General features: G+C 46.0%; 21 protein-coding genes and 1 other RNA gene. 8 read left to right on the plus strand and 14 right to left on the minus strand.

Going from position 1 to position 26,052, the window contains the following annotated elements; translation table 11 throughout:
- Positions 1-1,615: 1,615 nt before the first annotated feature.
- Positions 1,616-2,767, minus strand: a complete 1,152-nt coding sequence (gene nagA, locus G7Y45_RS15270; protein WP_122143553.1) for an N-acetylglucosamine-6-phosphate deacetylase — start codon at positions 2,765-2,767, stop codon at positions 1,616-1,618.
- A 156-nt stretch (positions 2,768-2,923) separates the two neighbouring features.
- On the opposite strand from nagA, the gene G7Y45_RS15275 reads away from it, so the two are divergent.
- The 4 genes from G7Y45_RS15275 (at position 2,924) to G7Y45_RS15290 (ending at position 6,599) form a co-directional block, all read left to right on the plus strand.
- Positions 2,924-3,601 (plus strand): response regulator transcription factor, encoded by a 678-nt coding sequence (locus G7Y45_RS15275; RefSeq protein WP_005779794.1) that lies wholly within the window; start codon positions 2,924-2,926, stop codon positions 3,599-3,601.
- A gap of 17 nt (positions 3,602-3,618) precedes the next feature.
- Positions 3,619-4,917: a HAMP domain-containing sensor histidine kinase gene (locus G7Y45_RS15280; protein WP_165017756.1), complete on the plus strand. Its 1,299-nt coding sequence runs from the start codon at positions 3,619-3,621 to the stop codon at positions 4,915-4,917.
- Between the two features lie 317 nt (positions 4,918-5,234).
- The gene (locus G7Y45_RS15285; RefSeq protein ID WP_022012486.1) at positions 5,235-5,672 is read left to right on the plus strand and encodes a PepSY-like domain-containing protein; all 438 of its coding nucleotides are present in this window, start codon (positions 5,235-5,237) and stop codon (positions 5,670-5,672) included.
- An 84-nt stretch (positions 5,673-5,756) separates the two neighbouring features.
- Positions 5,757-6,599, plus strand: a complete 843-nt coding sequence (locus G7Y45_RS15290; protein ID WP_165017753.1) for a PepSY-like domain-containing protein — start codon at positions 5,757-5,759, stop codon at positions 6,597-6,599.
- 184 nt (positions 6,600-6,783) lie between these two features.
- Here the strand turns inward: G7Y45_RS15290 and G7Y45_RS15295 are convergent, their stop codons facing one another.
- The 7 genes from G7Y45_RS15295 to G7Y45_RS15325 all read right to left on the minus strand — a co-directional run bounded on the left by G7Y45_RS15295 (position 6,784) and on the right by G7Y45_RS15325 (position 15,235).
- The gene (locus tag G7Y45_RS15295) at positions 6,784-7,959 is read right to left on the minus strand and encodes a clostripain-related cysteine peptidase (RefSeq protein WP_005806771.1); all 1,176 of its coding nucleotides are present in this window, start codon (positions 7,957-7,959) and stop codon (positions 6,784-6,786) included.
- Between the two features lie 92 nt (positions 7,960-8,051).
- Entirely contained in the window at positions 8,052-8,453 is a 402-nt protein-coding gene (locus G7Y45_RS15300) for a hypothetical protein (RefSeq protein WP_005806773.1), read from the minus strand.
- Between the two features lie 100 nt (positions 8,454-8,553).
- Positions 8,554-9,414, minus strand: coding sequence for an RNA polymerase sigma factor RpoD/SigA (locus tag G7Y45_RS15305; RefSeq protein WP_005779810.1), 861 nt, complete (start codon positions 9,412-9,414; stop codon positions 8,554-8,556).
- A gap of 234 nt (positions 9,415-9,648) precedes the next feature.
- Complete coding sequence (locus G7Y45_RS15310; RefSeq protein ID WP_165017750.1) at positions 9,649-11,196, minus strand: trypsin-like peptidase domain-containing protein; 1,548 nt, start codon at positions 11,194-11,196, stop codon at positions 9,649-9,651.
- 305 nt (positions 11,197-11,501) lie between these two features.
- Positions 11,502-12,836 carry a transglutaminase family protein gene (locus tag G7Y45_RS15315; protein WP_165017747.1) on the minus strand — a complete coding sequence of 445 codons (1,335 nt, stop codon included), beginning with the start codon at positions 12,834-12,836 and terminating at the stop codon, positions 11,502-11,504.
- Between the two features lie 31 nt (positions 12,837-12,867).
- Complete coding sequence (locus G7Y45_RS15320; protein ID WP_032542796.1) at positions 12,868-14,019, minus strand: dipeptide epimerase; 1,152 nt, start codon at positions 14,017-14,019, stop codon at positions 12,868-12,870.
- A gap of 13 nt (positions 14,020-14,032) precedes the next feature.
- Positions 14,033-15,235 (minus strand): NlpC/P60 family protein, encoded by a 1,203-nt coding sequence (locus G7Y45_RS15325; RefSeq protein WP_165017745.1) that lies wholly within the window; start codon positions 15,233-15,235, stop codon positions 14,033-14,035.
- A 355-nt stretch (positions 15,236-15,590) separates the two neighbouring features.
- On the opposite strand from G7Y45_RS15325, the gene rnpB reads away from it, so the two are divergent.
- Both rnpB and G7Y45_RS15335 read left to right on the plus strand, forming a co-directional pair.
- Positions 15,591-15,953: RNase P RNA component class A (gene rnpB / locus G7Y45_RS15330), an RNA gene on the plus strand.
- Positions 15,954-15,981: 28 nt separating this feature from the next.
- Complete coding sequence (locus G7Y45_RS15335) at positions 15,982-17,301, plus strand: YihY/virulence factor BrkB family protein (RefSeq protein ID WP_005779824.1); 1,320 nt, start codon at positions 15,982-15,984, stop codon at positions 17,299-17,301.
- A gap of 542 nt (positions 17,302-17,843) precedes the next feature.
- Here G7Y45_RS15335 and G7Y45_RS15340 read toward each other — a convergent pair.
- The 6 genes from G7Y45_RS15340 to pstC all read right to left on the minus strand — a co-directional run bounded on the left by G7Y45_RS15340 (position 17,844) and on the right by pstC (position 23,005).
- A complete protein-coding gene (locus G7Y45_RS15340) occupies positions 17,844-18,383 on the minus strand; it encodes a nitroreductase family protein (RefSeq protein ID WP_005779827.1) in 540 nt (179 codons plus the stop codon).
- Between the two features lie 11 nt (positions 18,384-18,394).
- On the minus strand, positions 18,395-18,997 hold the full coding sequence (locus G7Y45_RS15345) for a riboflavin synthase (RefSeq protein ID WP_005806793.1): 603 nt from the start codon (positions 18,995-18,997) through the stop codon (positions 18,395-18,397).
- Positions 18,998-19,378: 381 nt separating this feature from the next.
- The gene (gene phoU / locus G7Y45_RS15350) at positions 19,379-20,068 is read right to left on the minus strand and encodes a phosphate signaling complex protein PhoU (RefSeq protein ID WP_005779833.1); all 690 of its coding nucleotides are present in this window, start codon (positions 20,066-20,068) and stop codon (positions 19,379-19,381) included.
- Positions 20,069-20,148: 80 nt separating this feature from the next.
- Positions 20,149-20,910, minus strand: a complete 762-nt coding sequence (pstB, locus tag G7Y45_RS15355; RefSeq protein WP_005779836.1) for a phosphate ABC transporter ATP-binding protein PstB — start codon at positions 20,908-20,910, stop codon at positions 20,149-20,151.
- 21 nt (positions 20,911-20,931) lie between these two features.
- Positions 20,932-21,807: a phosphate ABC transporter permease PstA gene (pstA, locus tag G7Y45_RS15360; RefSeq protein WP_005779838.1), complete on the minus strand. Its 876-nt coding sequence runs from the start codon at positions 21,805-21,807 to the stop codon at positions 20,932-20,934.
- A gap of 1 nt (position 21,808) precedes the next feature.
- Positions 21,809-23,005 (minus strand): phosphate ABC transporter permease subunit PstC, encoded by a 1,197-nt coding sequence (pstC, locus tag G7Y45_RS15365; protein WP_005779841.1) that lies wholly within the window; start codon positions 23,003-23,005, stop codon positions 21,809-21,811.
- A gap of 300 nt (positions 23,006-23,305) precedes the next feature.
- Here pstC and G7Y45_RS15370 point away from each other — a divergent pair, with 300 nt between their 5' ends.
- Positions 23,306-24,118, plus strand: coding sequence for a PstS family phosphate ABC transporter substrate-binding protein (locus tag G7Y45_RS15370; RefSeq protein WP_005779844.1), 813 nt, complete (start codon positions 23,306-23,308; stop codon positions 24,116-24,118).
- 70 nt (positions 24,119-24,188) lie between these two features.
- Entirely contained in the window at positions 24,189-25,928 is a 1,740-nt protein-coding gene (locus tag G7Y45_RS15375) for a glutamine--tRNA ligase/YqeY domain fusion protein (protein WP_032542792.1), read from the plus strand.
- The last annotated feature ends 124 nt before the right edge of the window (positions 25,929-26,052 follow it).

Consider the following 26,052-nt stretch of genomic DNA (forward strand, 5'->3'; position numbering starts at 1 on the left):
GTACTACTTGTATTGTTTATCAATTTTTCAAAGAACTCTTCTTTTCGATTGTGCTTCGTTTCAAAAGCGGGTGCAAAGGTAAAAGGTTTATTTTAAAACACCAAATGTTTTGGAAGTTTTTTTTTAAAATGTTCTCCCGGTCTGTTCTCTGGCTCTCTTAGCGAAAGGGAAAGGCACCGGAATAAACGCCTTTTATCGCGAATCGGACTGCAAAGATAACGAATTTTAATATTAAACTCCAAAGAAAAAGGAAATTATTTTTGTTGTTCGTTAAGGCAATCAATACGCGGCTGCAACATGTCAATTTCAATCGGCTCTCCCTCTCTTGGAAAGCGGGTGCAAAAGTACGCGATTTACCAATACAAGGCAAATATATAAGGAAGTTTTTTTGAATAAAAATATAAATTCAGATGTAAATGGCTGAGGGAGAGGTAGGTTTTAGAGCATACTTTTAAAAGAAGGAAAAAGGGAGGGCCAAGGGGACACATTATTATAATATATAGAGGGGGAATTTTCAGGAGATAAAGGAAAGGATATGTGCTACGAAAGGGAGGAGAACGAGTGTTTTGGGGTGGAATTGCGGAGAAAAATAGGGAATTGGAGGAAAATTGGAGGGGATGAAACTGGAATTGGACAGGGACTGAATGGAGAGTGAACGGGAATCAGATGGGAGTCAAACAGGGATTAAACTGAAAAGTCGGTGGGAATCAGACGAGGATTGGACGGAAATTAAAACAGGAATCAGACGGGGATTGAATGGAAATTGAGCAGGAGTCAAACAGTAATCAGACAAGGATCAAACAAGAATCAGACGGGAATTGAACGGAATCCTGCGTTAACATTGTTAATGCGGTTGGGGAAACATTTATTTCAGGGATGGAAATAACAAGGCTTTTGCTTCGAAAAGACTTGTTATTTGGAGACAAAAGCCTTGATTTAACATCCTGTTAAATCAGGTAATAGGAAGAGAAGAAACGAAAGGAAGAAAAAGATTGAAGATGAAGACAATAGAGAGACAAGGGAATGTTTTCCGGGAAAAGGGATAAGTGGCGGACCGAAAAGGATAGTTACGATTGAAGTAAGTATAGTTGCGATCAAAGCAGATATGGGTGCAATCAGAGCAGGTATAGGTGCAATTAAAGCAAGTGCCAATGCAATTCGGAAGAACACATTTGCGATCCGTAAAGCCTAGTTATACAATATTTTCACAAGCAAAATTTGGGATGGAAACGGGAGAAGCCTACCTTTTAAACCAAAGGCTCGTTGGTTTAAAACCAAGGAAGCGTTGATTTTAGAGGTAAAGGGTCTTGGTTTTAAAAGTAAAAGGATGGCCGTATAAGGAGGCTATAGGGGCGTTTTTCAGAAAATTGAGAAATGATCAGAGAAAAAGGGAGAATAAGGAAATATACCGATTTAAGAAAAGACGAAGTTGAAAATTAACGGTAATTGAACCACAGATTAAAGTAAGTCGTTACTATTCTTATCCTCCTCCCCTTCCATTTATAAGAATAGAATAAGAATAGTAACGACACTAACAATTTCTATTGAAAGCCCTTCTTACAAATAACCGGCATAAGAGGGCAACAGTAAATTTGTATAATCCGTAGTGAACTATTTACGACTCCTTCACCAACTGCCCCATAGCCCATACCGCCTTGACGTTCAGATCACGATCCAGGATCAGAATATCCGCATCTTTATCCTTCTGGAGAGATCCTTTACGGTCATAAACTCCCATAATACGGGCAGGAGTCTCAGAAGCCATACGTATGGCATCTGCCAGAGGAATATCAGCCTTCACCATCGTACGCACCAACTGATCCATGGTAGCAATACTACCTGCCAAGGCCGAACGGTCGGCAAGCTTGCACACACCGTCTTCTATAATAATACGGGGATCGTCAATTGCCTTGCCTTCAGCAGCCGCATATGAAAGTGCGTCGGTCACCAGGCAAGTATGCTCCACTCCCTTCAGCTTATAAGCCAGTTTCAAAATAGTGGAAGGCAAATGAATGCCGTCAGCAATCAGCTCGATAGTCATGCCATCGGTCAGATAGACACTCTCAACCGTTCCCTCGTATTTATATTCGCGACGCTTATGGAAGCCCGGCATTGCATTGTAGAAGTGCGCAGCATGTGTAAATCCTGCCTCGTATGCTTCCTTTATGCCATCATATTCGGCTTCCGTATGCGAAACAGCTCCTACAATACCCTTCGACCTCAGACAACGTGCAAAGTCAAGTGCTCCGGGCAGTTCGGGAGAGGCATCCCAACGCTTGATGCAATCGGTGCTTTCAAGCAAAGAGGTGTATTCTGCCACATTGACTTCTTTCACTTGGTTTGCAAACTGTTCTCCCGCCATCTTACGGTTCAGGTAAGGGCCTTCCACATGCAAGCCGAGTATCGGGCTATCGGGTTCGGCCATCAGTTTTTCGCATATATCTACAGCTTTGCGTATTTCGGAAAACGGAGAAGAAGAAAGTGTCGGGAAAAAACTGGTGGCGCCGTGCTTCATGTGTGCAGCTATCGCCGTGCGGAAAGCCTCTTCGGTACATTCCGTAAAATCGTGTCCTCCTCCGCCATGGGCATGCATACAAACAAAGCCGGGAACAATATACATTCCTCTGGCATCCACCAGATCGGCACCGATCAGCGCCAGGTCGCAATTAGTTACTTCCAGAATTTTTCCATCTCTCATCAACACAGAACCTTCGTTCAACCAACCTTGCGGAGTAAATATGCGTCCATTGATAATTTGAGTCAACATGATAAATTATAGTATTAGAGATTCATACTCGTGTTATTTTTGTTTATTGGAAACAAAATTAGACACTTCTGTTGAGATAGAAAAATAAAATAGCTTTTCTTTTCAGTTTTATTTCAGAAATAAGCCTTTTCTTTGCAGGTAGAAATAAAAAGCCCTATGAAAATATTAATAATCGAAGACGAACCCTCACTGAGGGAACTTATCCAGCGTTCGCTCGAAAAAGAACGCTACGTAGTGGAAGCTGCCGCAGACTTCCAGTCGGGATTACGCAAGATAGAGGACTACGATTACGACTGCGTCTTGCTGGACATTATGTTGCCTGACGGCAATGGGCTGAATCTGCTGGAGCAACTGAAGAAGATGCATAAACGGGAAAATGTAATTATCATCTCGGCCAAAGACTCCCTGGACGATAAAGTACTGGGACTGGAACTGGGCGCTGACGACTATCTGCCCAAACCCTTTCACCTGGCCGAATTAAATGCCCGCATCAAAAGTGTGATCCGACGCCAGCGCCGCGACGGAGAAATGGACATACGCCTGGCCAACATACGTATCGTTCCCGATACATTCCAGGTATTCGTAGATGACAAGGAAATAGAATTAAACCGCAAAGAGTATGATATTCTTCTTTACTTTGCCAACCGTCCCGGACGACTGGTAAACAAAAACACACTTGCCGAATCGGTGTGGGGAGATCATATCGACCAAGTAGACAATTTTGATTTCATCTATGCGCAAATCAAGAATCTGAGAAAGAAACTTAAAGATGCCGGTGCCTTGGCAGAACTTAAGGCTGTATATGGATTCGGCTACAAAATGACTGTTGAATAAAAAAAGACCCTACCTCCATGAAGTTGATATACCGCATTATCATCCGCATCGCACTCATGCTGACAGTTGTTCTCGGGGCATGGGCTGTATTTTTCTATATAGCCGTGATAGATGAAGTGAACGACGAAGTAGACGACTCTCTGGAGGATTACTCGGAAACCATCATTATCCGTGCCCTGGCCGGAGAAGAACTGCCCTCGAAAAACAATGGATCGAACAATCAGTACTATCTTAGAAAAGTAAGCAAAGAGTATGCCGACGAACGCGAAGATATCTGCTACAAAGACTCCATGGTTTATATTGTGGAAAAGGAAGAGACTGAACCGGCACGCATACTGACCACCTTATTCAAAGATGACGAAGGGCAATATTACGAGCTTACCGTATCGACACCGACGATCGAGAAGGACGACCTGAAAGACGCCATGCTGGGATGGATTATTTTTCTGTACATCGTCCTGCTGCTCACCATCCTGATTGTCTGCATCTGGATATTTCACCGCAGCATGAAGCCACTTTACAATCTGCTGCGCTGGCTGGATGCCTACAGGATAGGCCGTCCCAATCGCCCTTTGAAGAATGAAACGCAAATTATGGAGTTCAGGAAGCTGAACGAAGCAGCCATCCGCAACGCGGAACGAAGCGAGCACATCTTTGAACAACAAAAGCAATTCATCGGCAATGCTTCACACGAAATGCAAACGCCGTTAGCCATCTGCCGGAATCGCCTGGAAATGCTGATGGAAGACGACTCCTTGTCTGAAGCACAGTTGGAAGAGCTGATAAAAACGCACCAGACCCTGGAGCATATCACCAAGCTCAATAAATCGCTGCTGTTACTATCCAAAATAGATAACGGACAATTCTCCGAGACCCAAACGGTGGAATTCAACAGTATGCTCAAGCGATATATAGAAGATTATGAAGAAGTATACGGCTATCGGGAAATTGAGCTGACGTTAGATGAACAGGGAATATTCCGGGCGGAGATGAATGAATCATTAGCAGTCGCCCTGATAACGAACCTGCTCAAAAATGCGTTTGTACACAACGTAGACAGTGGACATATCCGGATTGAAATAACCGGCCATAGCATGACCTTCAGGAATAGCGGCACAGACCGTCCCCTGGATGCGACCCATATCTTTGAACGATTCTATCAGGGAAGCAAAAAGGAAGGTTCGACCGGACTGGGACTTGCCATAGCCGACTCCATCTGCAAATTACAGCATCTCACACTCAGGTATTATTTTGAGAAAGATGAACACTGTTTCGAATTACGGAAGAACAATTTCACCACAGATTACCCAGATTAACACAGAACGAATTTAATCTACTGAAAGCCGGCGACATTCATCTGCAAAAATCCGTGTAATCTGTGGTGAATACGACTCCCCGGCACACCTGCCTGTACAAAATCTTTTCATATCTATTGCGAGAAGGACTTCCCGCTCAGCGTTAAATGTTGTGTAAATATACAGTATAAGTTCAACCGGATGAACAAGAGTAATCGAACTTTTATTTAGAAAAAAGTATCAAAATGGAGAGAATTCCCAATTCTTTTCAGAATCGACCTTCATCTTTGCATTATAAATTAATTGCTAAAAGTAAAAACCAATAAAAAAAGACGATTATGAAAAAGTTACTTCTTTTATTCGTATGCCTGTTCACTCTGCAAACCATCGCAAGAGCGGACGATGATAAACCTATCCAGGTAAGCCAAATGCCGCAGAAGGCACAGCAGTTCATCAAACAACATTTTGCCGGCAACAACATTGCCATGGCCAAAGTTGAAAGCGATTTCTTACAGAAAAGCTACGACGTCATTTTCACCGACGGCAACAAAGTGGAATTCGACAAGAAAGGAAACTGGACTGAAGTAAATTGTAAATTCAGTGTAGTGCCACAGGGCATAATACCCGCTCCTATCCAGAAGTACGTAACCACCAACTATGCGGACGCGAAGATTCTGAAAATAGAACGTGATAAAGCGGATTATGAAGTGAAACTGTCCAACGGATGGGAACTAAAATTCGACTCTAAATTTAACTTAATCGATATCGATAACTGATGTTACGCACATATACGGGTATAATTCCGCTTTATTACAATATGCGCATAACATGAATTGACAACTAAAAAAAGTATAGTAGAAATGAAACTGAAAATGTATTTTCTTCTTTTGGCACTGGGTGCCCTGGGATTACAAAGCTGTGATAACGATGATGATGATGATCTGTCTTATGTACCGGCAGAACTGAAAAACGCATTCACCGCAAAGTACCCGACAGTCAGCAATGAAAAGTGGGAAACAAAAGGTAACTATTATGTGGCTGACTTCCGCCATCAAAACTATGAAACCTCTGCTTGGTTTACTCCGGACGGAACATGGCAAATGACAGAAACCGACATTCCATATCAGGCTCTGCCCTCAGCGGTAAAAAGTGCTTTTGAAAGCAGTGAATATGCAAAATGGAAAATAGATGATGTAGATATGCTGGAACGTCTGGATATGGAAACCGTATATGTCATCGAAGTAGAATCCGGCAAACAAGAGTTCGACCTGTATTATTCGGCAGAAGGAATCCTCATTAAAAACGTTGCAGACACGGACAATGATTCGGGAAATTACCTTCCGGCGGAAGTCCCCGCAGCCATCGAGAACTTTATAAAAGAGAAGTATCCGAATGCGCGCCTGGCGGAGATTGAAGTGGAACATGGAATGACAGAAGTCGATATTATCCACAACAATATCAGCAAAGAGGTTGTATTCAACAGCTCCAACCAATGGGCATACACTTCCTGGGACGTACACCGGAATGCACTACCGGTTGAGGTGACCAGTGCCATTGCCTCTTCACCACAATATGCCGGATATCACGTAGATGAAGCCGACTTTTTTGAAACTCCCACAGGCGAATACTATCTGGTTGAACTGGAAAAAGGAGAGCTGGAAGTAAAAGTGAAAATCACCACAAAAGGAGAATTCATCCCATAAGTACTAAAACCGTGACAGGTGACCGACCTGACACAATGCATAAAAAGTGTGTCAAAACTCTTTTCACCACGGAGTAACACAGAGTAGCACAGAGTCTTTTAACTAATAATCAATAACTTAAAATCGCCTCTGTGTTATTCTGTGTCCTCTGTGGTGAGTTTCGACACAGCCTCACTTTTATTGCTTATTTATACCAACCGGTATCTGCCCAACCGGAAGCCTTATACCATCCCGTATCCCGGTAGGACGTATTGGTAGACTCCCTATTCGTCATTGGAATATAAGTGGAAAGCCCTTTCGCCTTTGAGTCCATGGTAAACATGCCGACGTATGCCGAATAGTTGCGCGGAGTCGACTTCCAGTAAACCATTACCTTATCAAAAGCCGCCTTCCATGCATCATAATCGCTGTTACCGGCTGTCAGCTTGTAAATATACTGATCGAGGTCATGATATAACGCCAGGTATCTCCGGTCATAACACATCACCCCTGAAAGATCGAAATCAGTCTTTCCCGTCACATATTTGGGAAGTATCTTTGCTGTGGCAGCTGCCAGATTTTCAAGTTCACTCATTTTTGCGACTCCCACCGAAACCCCACCGGTCCAGTTTTCATTAGTCAGCCCTACCCCGTCGTTATACCTGTTTTCATAGTAGGTATAATAAGCAGAGACAATCTTCATGGTCGGGTTTCCGGCAGTAAACATAGCGGGAACCACGTCTTCATAAGGAGCTCCTACACCGGGAATTTCAGTAGGTGAGCTGATCATATAGTCACCGCAGTCACGTAAAGCATAAGCCACTTCCACCGACTCCATGAAACAGGCATCGAAGAGCAAGAAATCAAGCTTTGGAGCCACCTGTAAGGCTTCGTGCAGATCGTCTATATTCATATAATCATTGCCGTCTTGTCCGAACCAGCGCGTTTTGGCCGGCGAGGGTATCCATCCTTCTCCATGCGACCAGAAGCCCATACCGTAACTCTCTGCCTTATAAGTATTGAAAGCAGTTGAAATGACTTTTTTCATAACAGCCACATCCGTTGAGTTCTGTTCCGGATAGTTGGCAACCACTTCTTCCACAACCTGCCCTTTACTGTTTTTACCCAAACGAACCAGACGGGGAGCCGAATAGTCATCGATATAAACCAACAGATTATTAGACGTTGCATCCACCTGCTTCATTCCTTTTATCATTTCTTCCATATCCAGCCGGGCAAATGGAGACAAAGAGTTTTGCGCCATCATATAAATTAAAACCGTACGCGAACCATACGCCGGAAGAGTAGGTTCATCTTCATTCCGGCAAGCGCTGAACAACATGACAAAACTTACAAAAAAAAGAATCATTTTTGATTTCATATCTGTATTGAATTTAAAACCTAAAAAAAAGGATGCTTAAAAGCTCCTCCATCAGGAGCTTCTAAGCATCCCCTTCTTATATAACGTTTAAGTTATTCTTCCGGTTTAGTGAATTTAAAACTTTGGGTATCTATTTTCTCAAGAGCCACCGATTTATTCTTTTTATATTTGCCCAATACCTTTGCAGCCTCCTTTTCAAGTTTCTTCTGATTCTCCGAGAAGTAGATCATACAAGTACGGTTGGGTTGTCCTTTATCAATCTCCAGATAGTTTTTCAGTTGATAGCTGTATATCTCTCTATGCGGCAGAAATCCGTTTTTATCCAGCGCCACGCTATCGAGTACCTGAATCTCGGTGTAGTATACCACTGTATCGGTAAATGACGCCGATACTCCAAAAGCATAAACGGGCTTATGTTCTCCTTTTTTCAACGAAAACGCCGAGCACAATGTAAACACTAACGCTACGGCAAACAGTATTTTTACGTATTTCATATTCTGTTATTATTTTAACTTCGCAAAGATAACAAAAAAAAACGCCCATCAAAAGATGAAGCGTTTTTTAAATACTTTTTCGGAAACTGATATATCTTGCTTATCCCAAGTAAGATTTGAGCAATTTACTACGATTACTTTGTCTTAATCTTCTGATTGCTTTTTCCTTAATCTGACGAACACGCTCACGTGTGAGACCAAATTTGTCGCCGATTTCCTCTAATGTCATTTCCTGTTGTCCGATACCGAAAAACATCTGAATGATTTCTTTTTCCCTATCGGTTAACGTAGAAAGAGCTCTATCAATTTCCCTCGCAAGAGACTCATTAACCAGAGAACGGTCTGCCATGGGCGAATCATCGTTCACCAACACATCGAGCAGGCTGTTGTCTTCTCCTTCAACAAAAGGTGCATCCACCGAAATATGACGGCCGGATACTTTCAGCGTATCGGAGATCTTGTCAACCGGAATGTCCAGTTCACCTGCCAGCTCTTCGGGAGACGGACGACGCTCGTTCTCCTGTTCGAACTTAGAGAAGGCCTTGCTGATTTTGTTCAGCGAACCAACCTGGTTCAACGGAAGACGAACGATACGGGATTGCTCTGCCAATGCCTGCAAAATAGACTGGCGAATCCACCATACAGCATAACTGATAAACTTAAAACCACGTGTTTCATCAAACTTCTCGGCAGCTTTGATCAGTCCTAAATTGCCTTCATTAATCAAGTCGGGCAAACTCAAACCTTGGTTCTGGTACTGCTTGGCTACGGATACGACGAAACGAAGATTGGCACGTGTCAGTTTCTCTAATGCTACACGGTCACCCTTACGAATGCGTTGAGCGAGTTCTACCTCTTCTTCCACAGTAATAAGGTCCTCGCGACCGATTTCCTGCAAATACTTGTCAAGAGAAGCGCTCTCTCTGTTAGTGATACTTTTGGTAATCTTTAGTTGTCTCATTCTTATAAAACAGATTTGGAGTGCAAAGTTACGACAATTTATTTGTTAACGTATAAATTTCCACAACTTTTTCACCATTAATTATCTACTACTACAAACAAAAAGAGTGTCGACTGGTTGATTGCCGGCACTCTCTTTTCGATTTCCTTAGCTATTATTAAGCTACCAATTACTTTTTTCGGCAGACGATTCACTGGTGTGACCATACTCACCACACAGCAGCTTTCAGCTAATTTACTCCTGAGTCAAGTCTACAGCGTAATATCCGCGTTTTCCTGAAGGGAATACTCCTGTGAGGAAGAGCACCTGGTTCGGTGATTTCACAGCAGCTTTCATCACTTCTTCAAGATCGCTGACTTTACGCATCGGCTGATCGTTGGCTTTCAGGATGATGAAGCCCTTTCGTACACCGGCATCCGCCATCTTGCCCGAAGTCACTCCGGTCACCTGCAAGCCGTATCCGAGATTGAGTTGTCTCTTCAAGTCGTCCGGCAACTCCTTAAAGGCAGCACCCAAAATCTCCATACCTGCATCCTTCACAATCTTTGTTGTACCTTGTTCATTCTTCAACGTTACGTCGATATTCTTTTCTTTCTTGTCACGCATCACCTTCACGGTAACTTTATCACCCGGACGATGCTGTGCAATGGCTTCCTGCAAATCGGCGAAGTTCTGAACTTTCTTGCCATCGATGCCGATGATGATGTCGTTCACCTTGATATCGGAACCGGCAGCAGAACCGCCATCCACAATCTCACGAACCCACACGCCGTCTACAACGCCAAATTCTTTGCGTTTATCGGCCAAAGTAGCTCCCGACTTGTCAATCGGCTGATCGGACATCATGTCGCCGTCACCCGCAAGAGAAGTACCCTTGATTCCCAGCAATGCACGCTGTACGGTTCCGTATTGTTTCAGGTCACTGACCACTTTGGTCATCACGCTCGTCGGAATGGCAAAACCATATCCGGCATAAGCACCCGTGGGTGAAGAAAGAACGGCATTGATACCTACCAACTCACCTTTTGCATTGACCAAAGCTCCACCACTGTTTCCCTGATTGATAGCGGCGTCTGTCTGGATAAACGATTCCACACCGCCAATACCGTATACGCCCAAAGTACGTGCCTTGGCGCTGACAATACCTGCGGTTACAGTCGAAGTCAGGTTGAAGGGGTTACCTACCGCCAAGACCCACTCTCCCACTTTCAGGGCATCCGAATCGCCGACAGGAATGGTCGGAAAATCATTTCCTTCGATTTTGACCAAAGCCAGATCCGAATTCGGGTCGGTACCGATCACACGGCCTTTAAACTCACGGTTGTCATTCAACTTCACAACAATCTCGTCCGCCCCGTCAATCACATGGTTGTTGGTTACGATATAGCCATCCTTCGAAATGATGACTCCCGAACCGAAACCGACACGCGGCTGGGTCTGTACACGGCGCTGCTGTCTGCCTCCATTACCGAAAATATCTCCGAAGATCTCGGCAAACGGATCTCGCACGGTGACTGTTTGTTCTTTAGCTTGTTGAGTCGATTTTATATGTACCACAGCATGAAGCGAATTTTCTGCTGCCTGCGTCAGATCCACAGGCTGTGCATTAATGGCGTCATAAGCAGCCAAGCGGGCATTGGGATTCTGGCGGAACTGTTCGCTGAACGACAGGCTGTCTCTGTTTTCCGGTTTCAACATCGTATACGTTGTCACTCCGGCAACTCCTGCGCTGAGAAGAACAACCGCTCCTACCCCAAGAATGTTTTTTGTTGTCTGTTTCATACTATTCTTTTTATTCATTTAATTGTTAATATTCCACTTTCATTTAACATTTACGACGTTAAAATAACGACAAAAATCATTCTGTTATTCTCCTTGTCACTCTTTTTTGTTCTCTTTTAACAGTGAATCTGCAGAGCTTAACAGCGGTTAACGGCAGAGACTGACAAATTAGCATTCGTTGCATGACACACAAGTATTTAGAAGGCAGAAAAAAGACTTAAGCGTTTCCCTCGAAAGACTAAAGTCTTTTTGAGAAACACTTAAGTCTTTTCGGAAAACGCTTAAGCCTTTTATGGAGAATGAACTTAATAATTCAAGTAGTCTATATCCATATGATAACTCCATTGCGGGAAGTACAGGTTTCCCCCTTCCCACTCTACCTCCCCACGCTGGAAATCAACCGTTTCACTACGCGGATATTTCTTCTCGGGAACCAACGGCATGGAATAGTCACTGTTGACTATCATACGCCAGGAATCGATACCTCCCAGAAAGAACATCTTTTCTTCGGGATTGCCGGCAAATGAGGGAATGCCGAATGATTGATCTACCGGCACCCAGCCCGCGCCTTCGAAATAGACTTCCGCCCAATCGTGCAGGTTCCATGCACGGGGATGCATCATAAAGCCGCTCTGGAAACGGGCAGGAATGCCACTGCAACGGCAGAGGGTGATAAACAACAGGCTCACCTGGCCACAATCGCCGTGACGATTGTCGAGCACATATTCCGGAATATTCTCAATAGTGGAATATTCGCGGGCCGAGGCCCAGGGGAAATGATCGTTTATCCAACGGAAAATGCGTTGCGCCTTCAACAAAGGATTGGTTTCACCGGCTGTCAGATTGGCAGCCAGCTCTTTGATACGGGGTGAAAAACGGATATGTGTGTCCCGTTCGGCAGTATATTCTTTATAAAGAGCACCGACAGTATCATAAGGCAGTATATTTTCGGGCTTCAACGGATGCCATTCGGCACACGAGGTATATTCAAAGGTTTCCGAAAAGACCGTCGGCTCACCGGGAATGGCCTGCTTCTCCATATAGAGGGTGCTGTGCCGGCATGAAGGCGGGGCCAATGTATAACGGAGCTCGCTGGTACGTATCAGTTTCACGTTTTGCTGACGGGCCTGATCCGTACGGGGATAGGGCAGCCAGCAGCGGATCATTTTTCCGGCAGGAACCGCGTTGCTGTCCACCGTCAGCGTGTAGGTGACCCGCATCCGCTTGGGCTGCACGACAGGCGTTCTCTCTTTCCTGACAGCGGCCATCACTTCGGGCAGATGTTCTTTATTGACTTGTTCGCTCGTGCTCAGTGAAGTGCCTTCTTTCTCCATTTTGACGGCACAGCAGGCAGAGTCTATCCGGAACAGGTTGGGACCGGCATTGCGGAAATAACGTTTCTCCCCGTCGATCATCCGGCATTCAAGCGCTTTGCTCTCTTCCCATTGGCGCATCTGTTCGTCCGTCACGTCGGGAATGTATTTGCGGATATAGTCTTTCACCTGAGATTCGGTCAGACAGAAGTCCGCCAGCAACCGTTGGTGCAAGTCATCGTCCCAGTTGTAAGGCTTGGGAGCCTGCCGCGAAGTACAGGCTGAAAGGCTGATAAATACGGCAATTATATAAAGTAGGTTTTTCATTATCAAAACAGTTTCAAAGGTTTGTCCGCGTTCATAATTTAACCACACCAATTCCCGGAAGGTCGTTGAGCATGATCTTGCCTTTTACAACCTCCATCCCTCTGAAGCGGTCGTTCGCTATCAGCAGGTTTCCGTCCAGATCGGCAAAATCGACGGCCGGAGAGAATTGTGCGGCGGCAGAAACCGCGCACGAAGTTTCCGTCATACATCCCACCATCACTTTCATGCCTAACGCCCGTGCCAACGTAACCATCTTCCAGGCTTCCCGCATACCGGTACACTTCATCAGTTTGATGTTTATCCCCGTAAAGGCCCCCTTCAATCCTGCCACATCAGTCAGCCGTTGCAAAGATTCGTCGGCAAAAACAGGTAACGGACTATGCTGGGTCACCCATGCAATATCGTCCAACTGTGCTTTGGGCATAGGCTGTTCAATCATTACAACTCCTTTTTCTTTCAGCCACTGAATCATGTCCAATGCATATTTCTTATCCGTCCACCCCTGATTGGCATCGACCGCAATAGGCAGATCGCTCACCGAACGGATCGTTTCAATCATCTGTTTGTCATTCTCACGCCCTAACTTCACTTTGAGGATATTGAACTGCCCGGCCACCTCAAGGGTCTTTTCACGTACCACCTCGGGGGTATCGATGCCTATCGTGAAAGTGGTCGAAGGTGCTTTAGCCTTATCCAGTCCCCAGATCCTGTACCAGGGTGCTCCCAGAAGTTTACCCACCAAGTCGTGCAAGGCGATGTCTATGGCAGCTTTGGCAGCCGTATCTCCCGGAGTGATACCGTCTACATAAGCCAGTATATCTTCCAGCCGGAACGGATCGTCGAACTGCTCCAGATCGACCTTCTTCAAAAAAGCCATCACCGAGTCTACCGTCTGTCCCAAATAAGGAGGCATCGAAGCCTCGCCATAACCGATGACTCCGTCATATTCTATCTCTATCTGCACATCGGGAGTGGTGGTTCGCGAATAAGTAGCCACCGTAAACACATGTTTCAGTTTCAGCTCGTAAGGGAAAAAGCGCAATTTCAGCTTTGCTCCCAGGCCGAGTTTGTTGATCGCAAATGAAGCGGGGCTCTTCTCGCCGGCAAAAACACCTTGCAATGACAGCCCCGAACCTATGGCGGCAAAAGCAGCGGTCTTGAGGAAATCTCTTCGGTTTTGCATATCTATTTTGAGTTTAGTTATAATACGGATTCGTAACGGTGGTGTTTAAGGCTGCCTCCTTATTTATAGATGGCAACACACGGACTGCATACAGCAGGCGATTCAGGTTATACTCATCAAAATCGGCATCCGACGGATCGAAACTGCTGACATGGACATCGCCTTGTGAGTGAATGAACTTTTTATCACCCAGATAAATGGCCACATGAACCACACGCTCTTTCTTCCCGGCAGTGGCCTTCCGCCCGAAGAAAATCAAATCTCCCGGCTGAACATTACCGAAGTCAGGAGCAATGTCGATATGCTCGCCCACATAAGCCTGTTGAGAGGCATCACGGGGAATGATGATATCGTGCATAAATAAGGCGGTACGTACAAAGCCGCTGCAATCGACTCCCTTCGAAGAAGTGCCCGCCCATAGATAAGGAATCCCCATCATTGTATAAGCGGTGCGGATAATGCTTGAAGCGTCTTGCTTCAAAGAAGCACGCCACTCCTTTTCGGGCATCGATATCGATCGTGAGATATAAGCCTGCCGTCCGTCCGGATAAGAGACTTTATAAAATCCGCCTTGCGTACCTTCGTACTTCAGGCGGTTTCCGGCTACCACGTCCGACACGGATTGAGACTTTTCATCCGGCTGCTGATAAGTGAACCCATAATGCGACGTCACTACAATTTTATCTGCCTTGTTCCAGGCATCCAGCCCGGCTTTGGTGACCGGATGGATTCCTACCCGGTGTACCCATGCGATATAATTATCAGGTGTCTGGATGCGATACCAGTTGCGATGTTGCAACACTTTAACGGGCATTCCCATCAATGCCTGAGTAGTCATCTCCGAAGAGAAATCATCCTCTACACGCATATTGCATACAGAGAGATTGACAATGCCGTACATCTTTCCTTCCAGGGCCACGCTGTCCGGAACCAGTTGCAGGCTGTCCCTCACATCATAAGCCTTCTCTTCCAGTCCCGATAACAAAGCCGACTTAGCTTCCGCTGAGGTAGTCGCCCCCCTTACGGTAATCGTCTTTCCGGATACATCGTAATCCACATCCCAAAGGATGACACGCTTATCGGGAATGAACCGGTTGCGAACTTCACCGGACAACAGTTCTACATCTTGGGGAAGTGCGTTTTTCTTGTTCTCAGGAATACCTATACAAGCGGACACTGCCAGAAGCAGCGATACAAAGGGGATCATATTCTTCATGAAAGAAAGATTTGGGGGTTACATTTTTAGCAAAGATAGAAACTATTTCCGTTTTAGATATATTTTTTCAAAAATATTAAGAATAAGAACTGAAATTGAGCCATACGATGTTCACCACAGGGTAGCACAGAGTTCCACAGAGTTTTGAGTTCACCACAGATTACACGGATTAACACAGATATTTTAATTTAACTCTCAGTAAAATAAATTATTAATCTGTGATAATCTGCGTAATCTGTGGTGAATTTATGTCATTCGTGAAACTCTGTGCCCTCTGTGTCCTCTGTGGTGAACCGAACTAATCCTCCCTTCCGTTTGCTCAAACAAAATAATTCTTGTACTTTTGCTGACCAAAGCAGTTGGCCGGTCTGTCGCGTGTATTTCGGTACAGGAGGAAAGTCCGGGCAACACAGAGCATCCTACTTCCTAACAGAAAGCTGTCCGCGAGGGTAGAGTAACGTAGAAGAAAAGAACCGCCCCTCCCTCCGGGGAGAGGTAAGGGTGAGAAGGTGGAGTAAGAGCCCACCAGCCGTATGGTGACATATCGGGCTGTACGTCTTAGGAGTTGTAAGGTCATGTAAACCGGCGTTATGAGAGTTGCTCGCTCCATGTCGGAGGGTAGACCGCTAAAGTGGTGTGGTGACACCCCACTCAGATAAATGACAGGCACCTTGATTTATTCAGGGTACAGAACTCGGCTTATAGGCTGACTGCTTTTCTTTTTTTTAATTTCAAATAACAGACCTATGAATCAGCGTCTCTCCGATATATGGAAATTCATTACCTATGATATCTGGCGGATTACGGAAAGCGAAGTCACCCGCACCAAGTTCTCGATATACAATATCATCAAAACGATCTATCTCTGCGTCAACCGCTTCAACAAAGACCGCATCGTAAACAAAGCCTCAGCACTGACCTACAGCACACTGCTCGCCATTGTGCCCATTCTGGCCATCGTCTTTGCCATTGCACGCGGATTCGGTGTTTCCACTTTGATGGAAAGCCAGTTTCGTGATGGTTTCGGAGGTTCCACCGAAGCGACGGATGTTATCCTCCAATTCGTAGACTCGTATCTGTCACAAACCAAAAACGGTATTTTTATCGGAGTCGGCCTGGTCATGTTGTTGTGGACCGTGCTCAACCTGGTCAGTAACATTGAAATCACCTTCAACCGCATCTGGCAAGTTAAAAAAGGACGCAGCATGTACCGCAAAATCACCGATTATTTTTCAATGTTCCTGCTGATGCCGATCCTGATCGTAGTATCGGGAGGTCTTTCCATCTTTGTGGGCACTATGCTGAAGAGTATGGCGGATTTTGTTTTGCTTGCTCCTATCCTGAAATTCCTGATCCGTCTGATTCCGTTCGTGCTGACCTGGCTGATGTTTACGGGACTCTACATCTTCATGCCCAATACGAAGGTAAAATTCAAGCATGCACTGATCTCCGGTATCCTTGCCGGTTCCGCTTACCAGGCATTTCAGTTCCTGTACATCAGCAGCCAGTTGTGGGTGTCCAAGTACAATGCCATTTACGGTAGTTTTGCCGCCCTACCGATGTTCCTGTTATGGTTGCAAATATCATGGACCATCTGCCTGTTCGGTGCCGAACTGACCTACGCCGGACAGAATATCCGTAACTTCAGTTTCGACAGAGACACGCAGAATATCAGCCGCCGTTACCGGGACTTCATCTCTATCCTGATAATGTCTCTTATAGCCAAACGTTTTGAAAACAATGAAACGCCTTACACCGCCGAAGAGATATCCGAAGAGCATCGCATCCCTATCCGGCTGACCAACCAGATACTCTATCAGCTGCAAGAGATTCATCTGATCCACGAAGTTGTGACCGATCAGAAAAGTGAAGACATCGCATATCAGCCTTCCATCGACATCAATCAACTGAATGTCGCTTTACTGCTCGACCGGCTGGATACATACGGCTCAGAAGACTTCAAAGTGGATAAAGACGAGGAATTCAGCGAACAGTGGAAAGTATTACTCGACTCAAGGGAGGAATATTATAAAAAGGCAAGCAAAGTGCTGCTGAAAGACTTGTAGTTCACCACAGAGTAACACATTCACCACAGAGGACACAGAGGACACAGAGTTTAATTAGCTGCGCTCAATCTGTTTTCAGACAAAAGAACACACGAATACATAAAGAATCATCTGCCCTTTTGTCCTTATGTCTAAAAAAACTCTGTGTCCTCTGTGTCCTCTGTGGTGAATGTCTCCTGCCGGCAGAGGCCGTTCACCCTGCCGCCATTTACCTCCGATGATGCCGTCATTCCGTTCACTTCTCCCAAACGGGGTGCTACACACGACGTTCCGTGCTTGAGGTGAAAGGAGGATCGGGAGTAGCTCTGCTTTCTCTTCTTCTCCTTCTTCTTCTTTCTCTTTTAATATATTCTTTTCTTAGCACCGTGTTACGGTGAAACGCCCATTGGCAGCACGTTTCACGGTGACTTCCACCGCTCCCCACGGTGACGGTTCCGGCAACCGTAGTCCCGGTTGCAGCGGGTTCTCGACGGTCCGTCCCGGTTGAAATGCGGTTCTGGACGGGGGTGTTCGGGTCGGTGAATCAGAGATTATTCAGTTCATTAATAGCTGTTATAAGAAACAACTTTCTCCTTTTCTTTTCGGATCTTTTTCCGTTTCTCCTTCACCGGATAGCCAATCAGCACATCCAGCAACACACGTTTCGAAGACGGAATACCGGTCAGGCTCTTCACCTCTTTCTCGTCAAACCAACCGAGTATGCACGATCCCAACCCTTCGCTTTCGGCAGCCAGCACAATGTGCGCAACCGCAATGCCTATATCGATCTGCGGAAAATGCTTCCCTTTCAGTTTGCCGCCCAGCCTGGACGTTATGTTAGCCGACTCTTCTACAATCAGTATGTGCACAGGAGCATCTTTAGCAAATTTATTCATTCCCAACCCCGCAGCAGCTTTGCCAACCTTCTCCGCCAATAACGGATCGGTTACTACCACAAACTTCCAGGGTTGCGCATTGCATGCGGAAGGTGCCAAACGTCCTGCCTCGAGGATACGTTCCAGCTTATCCGGTTCCACAGGACGTGATTTATCATAGGCCCTGTCACTCTGCCGGGCATTTACCAATTGCAGAAAGTCGTTCATACCTGGTCCTGCTATTTATATTGAATCATCCGGCTGATGTACTTGCCGATGATGTCAAATTCAAGGTTCACAATACTGCCTACCTCAAAAGTATGGAAATTGGTATGCTCGTAAGTATATGGAATAATCGCTACCTGGAAAGTATCGTCCGTCGGATTGCATACCGTCAGACTGACACCGTTCACCGTTACCGATCCCTTATCTACGGTGATGTAGCCACGTTTAGCCATTTCCTTGTCGAAAGCATATTTAAATGTGAAATACCAACTTCCGTCCGCATCTTTTATACCGATACATTCGGCAGTCTGATCCACATGTCCCTGCACAATGTGTCCGTCCAGACGTCCGTTCATCATCATACTGCGTTCCACGTTCACCTTGTCCCCCACCTTCAGCAACCGGAGGTTCGAGCGGTCCAGTGTCTCTTTCATGGCAGTCACTGTATAGGTATCTTCCGCCATGCTGACCACAGTCAGACAGACTCCATTGTGCGAGATACTCTGATCTATCTTCAACTCGTTTACAAACGAACACTTCAGTGTGAAATGTATATTCTCCTGGTCTTTCACCAGTGCTACAACGGTAGCGTACTCTTCTACGATTCCGGAAAACATAGTTCTATTTTTAATATTAGGATTTACCATTCAAAAAGATGCATACGCGCATCAACGGGGGTCAAAGATACAAAGAAAATGGGAGAGAGTGAGTGAATAAACATAAAAAAGCGGGGCTTTTCACAAAGCCCCGCTTTTCAGTTTTCAATAGGTATTAGTTTTTTTTTAAGGTAAAAAGATTGTTTTCAGGATAACGGTGCAAATATAGGTGCTTTTCTCGTTATGAACCAAATATAAAAACATGTCATATAACATCTTTTTGATTTTTCTTTGGATTTATTATCATTTCAAAAAAAACTCCTGTAACCGAACCGTTACAGGAGACAAATATATGACATTTTTTTAAGTAGCACTAATTTTTGTTTAAAAATTTGCGATTTATTATTTATCGGGATAATGCTCTTCCACCTTGCCACTATGCTTCAAGACTTTAGCATCTATGAAAAAGACAATTTCCTCGGCAATATTCGTTATATGGTCGCCAGAACGCTCCAGCTTACGGAATACCCCTACCAGATTCAGGCAAGACAGCGTGCTTTCGGGATGCTCTCTGATATAATCAGCCAATATCGCTGTAGCTTCGGCATTAATCTCGTCCAATAAATTATCTTTAGCGAATACGGAAGTTGCCAGTTCGAGACTTTCTTCGTTCAGCGCACGTTTGGCCACCTCGAGCATAGAAAGCACCTGTCTCTGCATCTCTTCCAGACGAAGGCGTTTCAGTAAGTCTCCATCCAGAATAGGCTCCTCACTTTTCAGCACAAAACGTGCGATTCCCTCGGCAAAGTCGCCCAAACGTTCCAGATTCGTATTGATTTTCAACATAGCCAACACAAAGCGAAGATCGATAGCGACCGGATTATACAAGGCAATCACATCCTCCACATCACTGTCTATCTTCAACTCAAAAGCATTCACTCTGCGCTCACGGACAATTACCTGCTGAGCCAGTTCCTTATCCAGTGTCAGTACAGCCTCTCCTGCTCTATCCAGCTGATTGTAAACCAATGTCCACATCTCGTCTATTTCCTTTTTCAGCAGAACAAGTTCTGATTCTATAAACTTCACCATACTCTATGTATTAAATTAATCATTAAGCAAATATACAATATAAAACCATGTTTCGACGATCTGCGCCGAAAAATCACAGGTTACCCGAATCGTCCGGTAATATAATTCTGGGTGGCTTCTTTCTCCGGATTCGTAAAGATCTTCTTTGTATCGCCAAACTCCACCATCTGCCCCATATAGAAAAATGCCGTCTTATCACTGACACGGGCGGCCTGCTGCATGTTGTGCGTCACAATCACAATGGTATACCGTTCTTTCAGTTCATGAATCAATTCTTCCACCTTTGCCGTCGAAATAGGGTCGAGTGCCGAAGCCGGCTCGTCCATCAGCAGCACCGAAGGAGATACAGCCATCGCACGGGCGATACAAAGGCGTTGCTGTTGTCCGCCGGATAAAGCATAAGCCGATTCCTTCAGTTTGTCCTTCACTTCATCCCAAAGGGCGGCACCCTTCAGGGTCTCCTCCACCCGCTGCCGGATAAAAGCATTATCTTTCACTCCGTTCACCCTCAATCCGTAAGCTACATTCTCAAAAATGCTTTTCGGAAAAGGGTTAGGACGCTGGAACACCATGCCTACGTTTTTACGAAGTTCGTCTACCTGCACTCCTTTGTCATAGATATTTTCACCATCTATACGGATTTCCCCCGTCAGGCGAATGGCAGGGATCAAATCGTTCATACGATTGAAAAGACGCAGAAAAGTAGATTTTCCACATCCGGAAGGACCTATAAACGCGACTACAGATTTTTCTTCAATCTGCATACTGATTCCCTTCAGTGCATGGAAGTCACCATACCAGAAATTCACGTCACGCGCATCAATTTTCACTGTTGTATCCATATTTTTTGTTGTACTCCGTCACTAATTCATTTTTACTTTCTTTTCAAAATACTTCCGTAAAGCATTGGCCAGCAGGTTCACCAGGAGTATGATCGCAATCAATACCAAAGCCGTCCCGTAAGCCAAAGGCAACTGTGCCTCCATATCCGTGCCACTGGTCGATATCACATACAAATGATAGGGCAGCGCCATACACTGGTCTAAAATGCTTGTCGGCAACTGCGGAAGAAAATATGCCGCACACGTGAACAGGATCGGGGCCGTTTCTCCCGACACACGTCCCAAGGCAAGGATCAGTCCGGTTATGATATTCGGCATCCCCATAGGCAGAATCACGTGCCAGATGGTCTGTAACTTGGTAGCTCCCAATGCACGGCTTCCCTCACGCATGCTGTCCGGTATCGCCTTCAGCGCCTCTTCCGTGGTACGGATCACCAAAGGTACACAAAGCAGGCCCAATGTCAATGAACCGGCCAGAATACTATCTCCGAAGTCCATATAATTAACGAACAAAGCCATACCAAAGAGACCGAAAACAATCGACGGAATGCCGCTCAGGTTATTGGTCATCACACGGATAAACCTCACCAGTTTTCCTTTCGGCGCATACTCGTTCATGTAAATTCCACTCATCACTCCCACCGGAAATGCAAAGAGCGCACTGCCTGTCATCAGATAGAATGTGCCCACGATAGCCGGCCAGATACCTCCTCCCGTCATCCCGTCGGTAGGTGCCGATGTAAGGAAATCCCAACTGATGACACCGATACCCTTGTAAATGATGAACCCTAAAATCGCAAACAGAATCAGCACAATGCATAAACTCAGCAACCGGAATATGCCGAAAGCGATGCCCTGCGAACGCCTTTTAGCTTTTGTATTATTCAGTATTTCCATATTACTTACTACGTTTTACGCCCTTAGATGAAATATACTCCACGCTAAAGTTGATGATTAATGTAATGAAGAACAGCACGACTCCTAAAAGGAAAAGAGCCTGATAGTGTGGTCCCCCTGCCGGTGCCTCTCCAAGTTCGGCCGCAATGGTGGCGGGGATCGTACGCAAAGGTTCGAGAATCGTAGTCGGAATCACGGCCGCATTTCCGGTTACCATCAGAACAGCCATCGTCTCGCCGATGGCACGTCCGATGCCGAGCACCACCCCCGAAGTAATGCCTGAAATAGAATAAGGGATCACCACTTTATAAATGGTCTGCCACTGTGAAGCCCCGAGTGCCAGACTCGCTTCACGCATCGCACGGGGACAATTACGCATCGCGTCTTCAGTCACCGTTATAATCGTGGGCAATGCCATGATGGCAAGCACTATACTTCCGGCGAGTCCACTCTCACCTACCGGCAAATCGAATACCTTCTGAATCAGAGGCACAATCACGATCAACCCGAAAAAACCATATACAACCGAAGGAATACCACTCAACAACTCGATGACCGGCTTCAGCCAACCGCGCACTTTCGGGTTGGCGACCTCGGACATATAGATCGACACCGACAGCCCGAACGGCAAAGCAATCAATATGGCAAACAGGCTCACCCAAAGCGTACCGGTAATCAGCGGCAGAAAGCCGAACAGGGGTGCCGGTGTTGCCGTGGGAAACCATTCCGCTCCGGCAAACACATCTTTCACGGAAATGGTATTATCCTTTATAAAATGCACCGCATCCGGCTGAGTTACAAACTTCTGAGGAATAAAAGCTACGATCCCGGGCGTCTTCTGAATCAACTCCATAATCTTTGCCCCGGCATTTTCGTATGCCTCTCCCAGTTCTTCTTCCGAGTAGTAATGCGTGATGTCTTCCAGACGGAACACCCGGATCGGCAGATCTTCACCTCCCAGTTCTTTCCAGTTGGTGATCTCTTCGTCAAAAACATCTTTAATCTGCATCGGTGTCAGTTCACTGACCTTGTTATCTTTGTTCAGTGCCAGCACATACCCTTCTTCGATAACCTTACTGCTGAACAGCCCGAATGCCTCTGTAAAAAGGAAAAGCACAATCAGCAGGATCGTAATACTCGTTACAAATCCGCTACAGGTCAAAATTCCTTCTATAATCCTTTCAAAAACCTTTTTCATACCATCTGATTTTCATGATGCAAAGAAACAGAGTAAGTATTAAGGATGTGTGAATACCGTTTGAAGGAAGTGTTTCAAAGGTGTTACATTTATGTTACAAGGCGGAATATCGAACGTTTTGAAACAAGAATGTAATACACTATTGCTTTATTTGCACATAAAATAAAGTTCACCACAGAGTACACAGAGTACACAGAGAAATTCGTTTTCTCTAAAATACTGTAACAAGAGATTAAAGACCTGTGAGACTCTGTGTACTCCGTGTACTCTGTGGTGAGTCAAAATTCAAAACTCAATCATATGAAAGTTAGAACTATCTTATTCGCCGCCCTCTCCCTCGCAGCACTGAATGCCAATGCCCAACGCATTAAAGGCAGTGACACCGTATTGCCCGTAGCCCAGCAAACAGCCGAACGCTTCATGAACCGGGAACCCGATGCCCGTGTCACCGTCACCGGAGGTGGTACAGGAGTGGGTATCTCCGCCCTGTTGGATAATACCACTGACATCGCCATGGCTTCACGCCCCATTAAGTTCAGCGAAAAGATGAAAGCCAAAGCTGCCAAACGGGACATAGACGAAGTGATCGTTGCCTATGACGCGCTTGCCGTTGTTGTCCACCCGTCCAATCCGGTGAAGCAACTCACCCGCCGGCAACTTGAAGACATCTTCCGCGGCAAGATAACCAACTGGAAACAGGTGGGAGGCGATGACCGCAAAATAGTGGTTTACTCCCGCGAAACCTCTTCCGGTACCTACGAATTCTTTAAGGAGAGCGTCCTCAAAAACAAAAACTATATGAGCAGCAGCCTTTCCATGCCTGCCACCGGAGCCATTATCCAGTCGGTCAGCCAGACCAAAGGTGCCATTGGTTACGTAGGACTCGCCTATGTGTCTCCACGCATCAAAACCCTGTCCGTTTCATATGACGGAGAACACTATGCCGGCCCCACCGTAGAGAACGCCACCAACAAGACATATCCCATTGTCCGCCCCCTCTATTATTATTATGACGTAAAGAACAAAGCACAAATCGCTCCCCTGCTCGAGTTTATTCTTTCTCCCGAGGGACAGGATATTATAAAAAAGAGTGGATATATACCCGTGAAATAAGGTTATACAAAAAAAATATCCTACTTTTGCAGCAACTTATTAGCTACGAGCTTTTATAATAATGACAGATATGACAGATATAAAAAACGAAGAGGCAGGCGAAAAGAAAAGCCTTAATTTCATTGAACAGGCAGTAGAAAATGATTTGAAAGCAGGAAAGAACGGAGGAAGAGTACAAACACGTTTCCCGCCGGAACCCAACGGTTACCTGCACATCGGGCACGCCAAAGCTATTTGCCTCGACTTCGGCATCGCTGCTGCACATGGTGGTGTGTGCAACCTTCGTTTCGACGACACTAACCCGACGAAAGAGGATATGGAATATGTAGAAGCCATACAGGAAGACATCCAATGGTTAGGCTTCCAGTGGGGCAACGTATATTATGCCTCGGATTATTTCCAGCAGTTATGGGACTTTGCCGTCACTCTGATTAAAGAAGGCAAAGCCTACGTAGACGAACAGACCTCAGAACAGATTGCCCAACAAAAAGGGACTCCCACCCAACCCGGTGTCGAGAGTCCGTACCGCAACCGTCCGATCGAAGAGAGCCTTGCCCTGTTCGAAAAGATGAATAGCGACGAAGCCAAGGAAGGCTCCATGGTGCTTCGTGCCAAAATCGACATGGCCAGCCCCAATATGCACTTCCGCGACCCGATCATGTACCGCATTCTGCATGTGGCACACCATCGCACCGGAACCCAATGGAAAGCCTATCCGATGTACGACTTCGCACACGGTCAGAGCGACTATTTCGAAGGAGTCACCCACTCACTCTGTACGCTCGAGTTCGTACCTCACCGCCCTCTTTACGATCTGTTCATCGACTGGTTGAAAGAAGGCAAGGATCTGGACGACAACCGCCCCCGCCAGACAGAGTTCAACAAACTGAACCTCAATTATACCCTGATGAGTAAGCGTAACCTGCTTATCCTCGTCAAAGAAGGCCTGGTCAACGATTGGGACGATCCCCGTATGCCGACCCTCTGCGGATTCCGCCGTCGCGGCTACTCTCCCGAATCCATCCGTAAGTTCATCGACAAAATCGGCTACACCACTTACGACGCCCTCAATGATTTCGCCCTGCTCGAAAGCGCTGTACGCGAAGACCTGAATGCCCGCGCCACGCGTGTATCTGCCGTGCTCAATCCGGTGAAACTGATCATTACCAACTATCCCGAAGGACAAGTTGAGGAACTGGATGCCATTAACAACCCCGAAGATCCCACTGCCGGAAGCCATACCATCGAGTTCAGCCGCGAGCTGTGGATGGAGCGCGAAGACTTCATGGAAGACGCGCCGAAAAAATATTTCCGCATGACTCCGGGACAGGAAGTGCGCCTGAAGAACGCCTACATCGTGAAATGTACAGGCTGCAAGAAAGATGAAAACGGTACGGTGACCGAAGTCTACTGCGAATATGACCCGAATACCAAAAGCGGTATGCCGGATGCCAACCGCAAAGTGAAAGGTACGCTCCATTGGGTCAGCTGCGCACACTGCCTGCCGGCAGAAGTACGCTTGTACGACCGCCTTTGGAAAGTAGAAAACCCGCGTGACGAGATGGCTGCCATCCGTGAGGCGAAAGGTTGTGATGCTCTCGAAGCCATGAAGGAAATGATCAACCCGGACTCACTGACCACTCTGACCCGTTGCTACATAGAAAAATACGTGGCCGACCTGCCCGTACTTTCCTATCTGCAATTCCAACGTATCGGCTATTTCAATGTAGACAAAGATTCTACGCCCGGTCATCTGGTATTCAACCGCACCGTGGGACTGAAAGATACCTGGGGAAAAATCAATAAATAGCTTTTTGGCAAGAGAGTGTGTGTCGAAACTCACCACAGAGGACACAGAGTTCACAGAGGAAAAATTTATTTTCCCCGGAACCGGTTTTTAAATTAAAACTCTGTGTCCTCCGTGTCCTCCGTGG

It is taken from the genome of Bacteroides sp. ZJ-18 (assembly GCF_011038705.2).
GTDB classification, from domain to species: domain Bacteria; phylum Bacteroidota; class Bacteroidia; order Bacteroidales; family Bacteroidaceae; genus Bacteroides; species Bacteroides hominis.

Coding starts and splice junctions, on each gene's coding strand:
- nagA (WP_122143553.1), bottom strand. CDS start 2,767: ATGTTGACTCAAATTATCAATGGACGCATATTTACTCCGCAAGGTTGG.
- G7Y45_RS15275 (WP_005779794.1), top strand. CDS start 2,924: ATGAAAATATTAATAATCGAAGACGAACCCTCACTGAGGGAACTTATC.
- G7Y45_RS15280 (WP_165017756.1), top strand. CDS start 3,619: ATGAAGTTGATATACCGCATTATCATCCGCATCGCACTCATGCTGACA.
- G7Y45_RS15285 (WP_022012486.1), top strand. CDS start 5,235: ATGAAAAAGTTACTTCTTTTATTCGTATGCCTGTTCACTCTGCAAACC.
- G7Y45_RS15290 (WP_165017753.1), top strand. CDS start 5,757: ATGAAACTGAAAATGTATTTTCTTCTTTTGGCACTGGGTGCCCTGGGA.
- G7Y45_RS15295 (WP_005806771.1), bottom strand. CDS start 7,959: ATGAAATCAAAAATGATTCTTTTTTTTGTAAGTTTTGTCATGTTGTTC.
- G7Y45_RS15300 (WP_005806773.1), bottom strand. CDS start 8,453: ATGAAATACGTAAAAATACTGTTTGCCGTAGCGTTAGTGTTTACATTG.
- G7Y45_RS15305 (WP_005779810.1), bottom strand. CDS start 9,414: ATGAGACAACTAAAGATTACCAAAAGTATCACTAACAGAGAGAGCGCT.
- G7Y45_RS15310 (WP_165017750.1), bottom strand. CDS start 11,196: ATGAAACAGACAACAAAAAACATTCTTGGGGTAGGAGCGGTTGTTCTT.
- G7Y45_RS15315 (WP_165017747.1), bottom strand. CDS start 12,836: ATGAAAAACCTACTTTATATAATTGCCGTATTTATCAGCCTTTCAGCC.
- G7Y45_RS15320 (WP_032542796.1), bottom strand. CDS start 14,019: ATGCAAAACCGAAGAGATTTCCTCAAGACCGCTGCTTTTGCCGCCATA.
- G7Y45_RS15325 (WP_165017745.1), bottom strand. CDS start 15,235: ATGAAGAATATGATCCCCTTTGTATCGCTGCTTCTGGCAGTGTCCGCT.
- G7Y45_RS15335 (WP_005779824.1), top strand. CDS start 15,982: ATGAATCAGCGTCTCTCCGATATATGGAAATTCATTACCTATGATATC.
- G7Y45_RS15340 (WP_005779827.1), bottom strand. CDS start 18,383: ATGAACGACTTTCTGCAATTGGTAAATGCCCGGCAGAGTGACAGGGCC.
- G7Y45_RS15345 (WP_005806793.1), bottom strand. CDS start 18,997: ATGTTTTCCGGAATCGTAGAAGAGTACGCTACCGTTGTAGCACTGGTG.
- phoU (WP_005779833.1), bottom strand. CDS start 20,068: ATGGTGAAGTTTATAGAATCAGAACTTGTTCTGCTGAAAAAGGAAATA.
- pstB (WP_005779836.1), bottom strand. CDS start 20,910: ATGGATACAACAGTGAAAATTGATGCGCGTGACGTGAATTTCTGGTAT.
- pstA (WP_005779838.1), bottom strand. CDS start 21,807: ATGGAAATACTGAATAATACAAAAGCTAAAAGGCGTTCGCAGGGCATC.
- pstC (WP_005779841.1), bottom strand. CDS start 23,005: ATGAAAAAGGTTTTTGAAAGGATTATAGAAGGAATTTTGACCTGTAGC.
- G7Y45_RS15370 (WP_005779844.1), top strand. CDS start 23,306: ATGAAAGTTAGAACTATCTTATTCGCCGCCCTCTCCCTCGCAGCACTG.
- G7Y45_RS15375 (WP_032542792.1), top strand. CDS start 24,189: ATGACAGATATAAAAAACGAAGAGGCAGGCGAAAAGAAAAGCCTTAAT.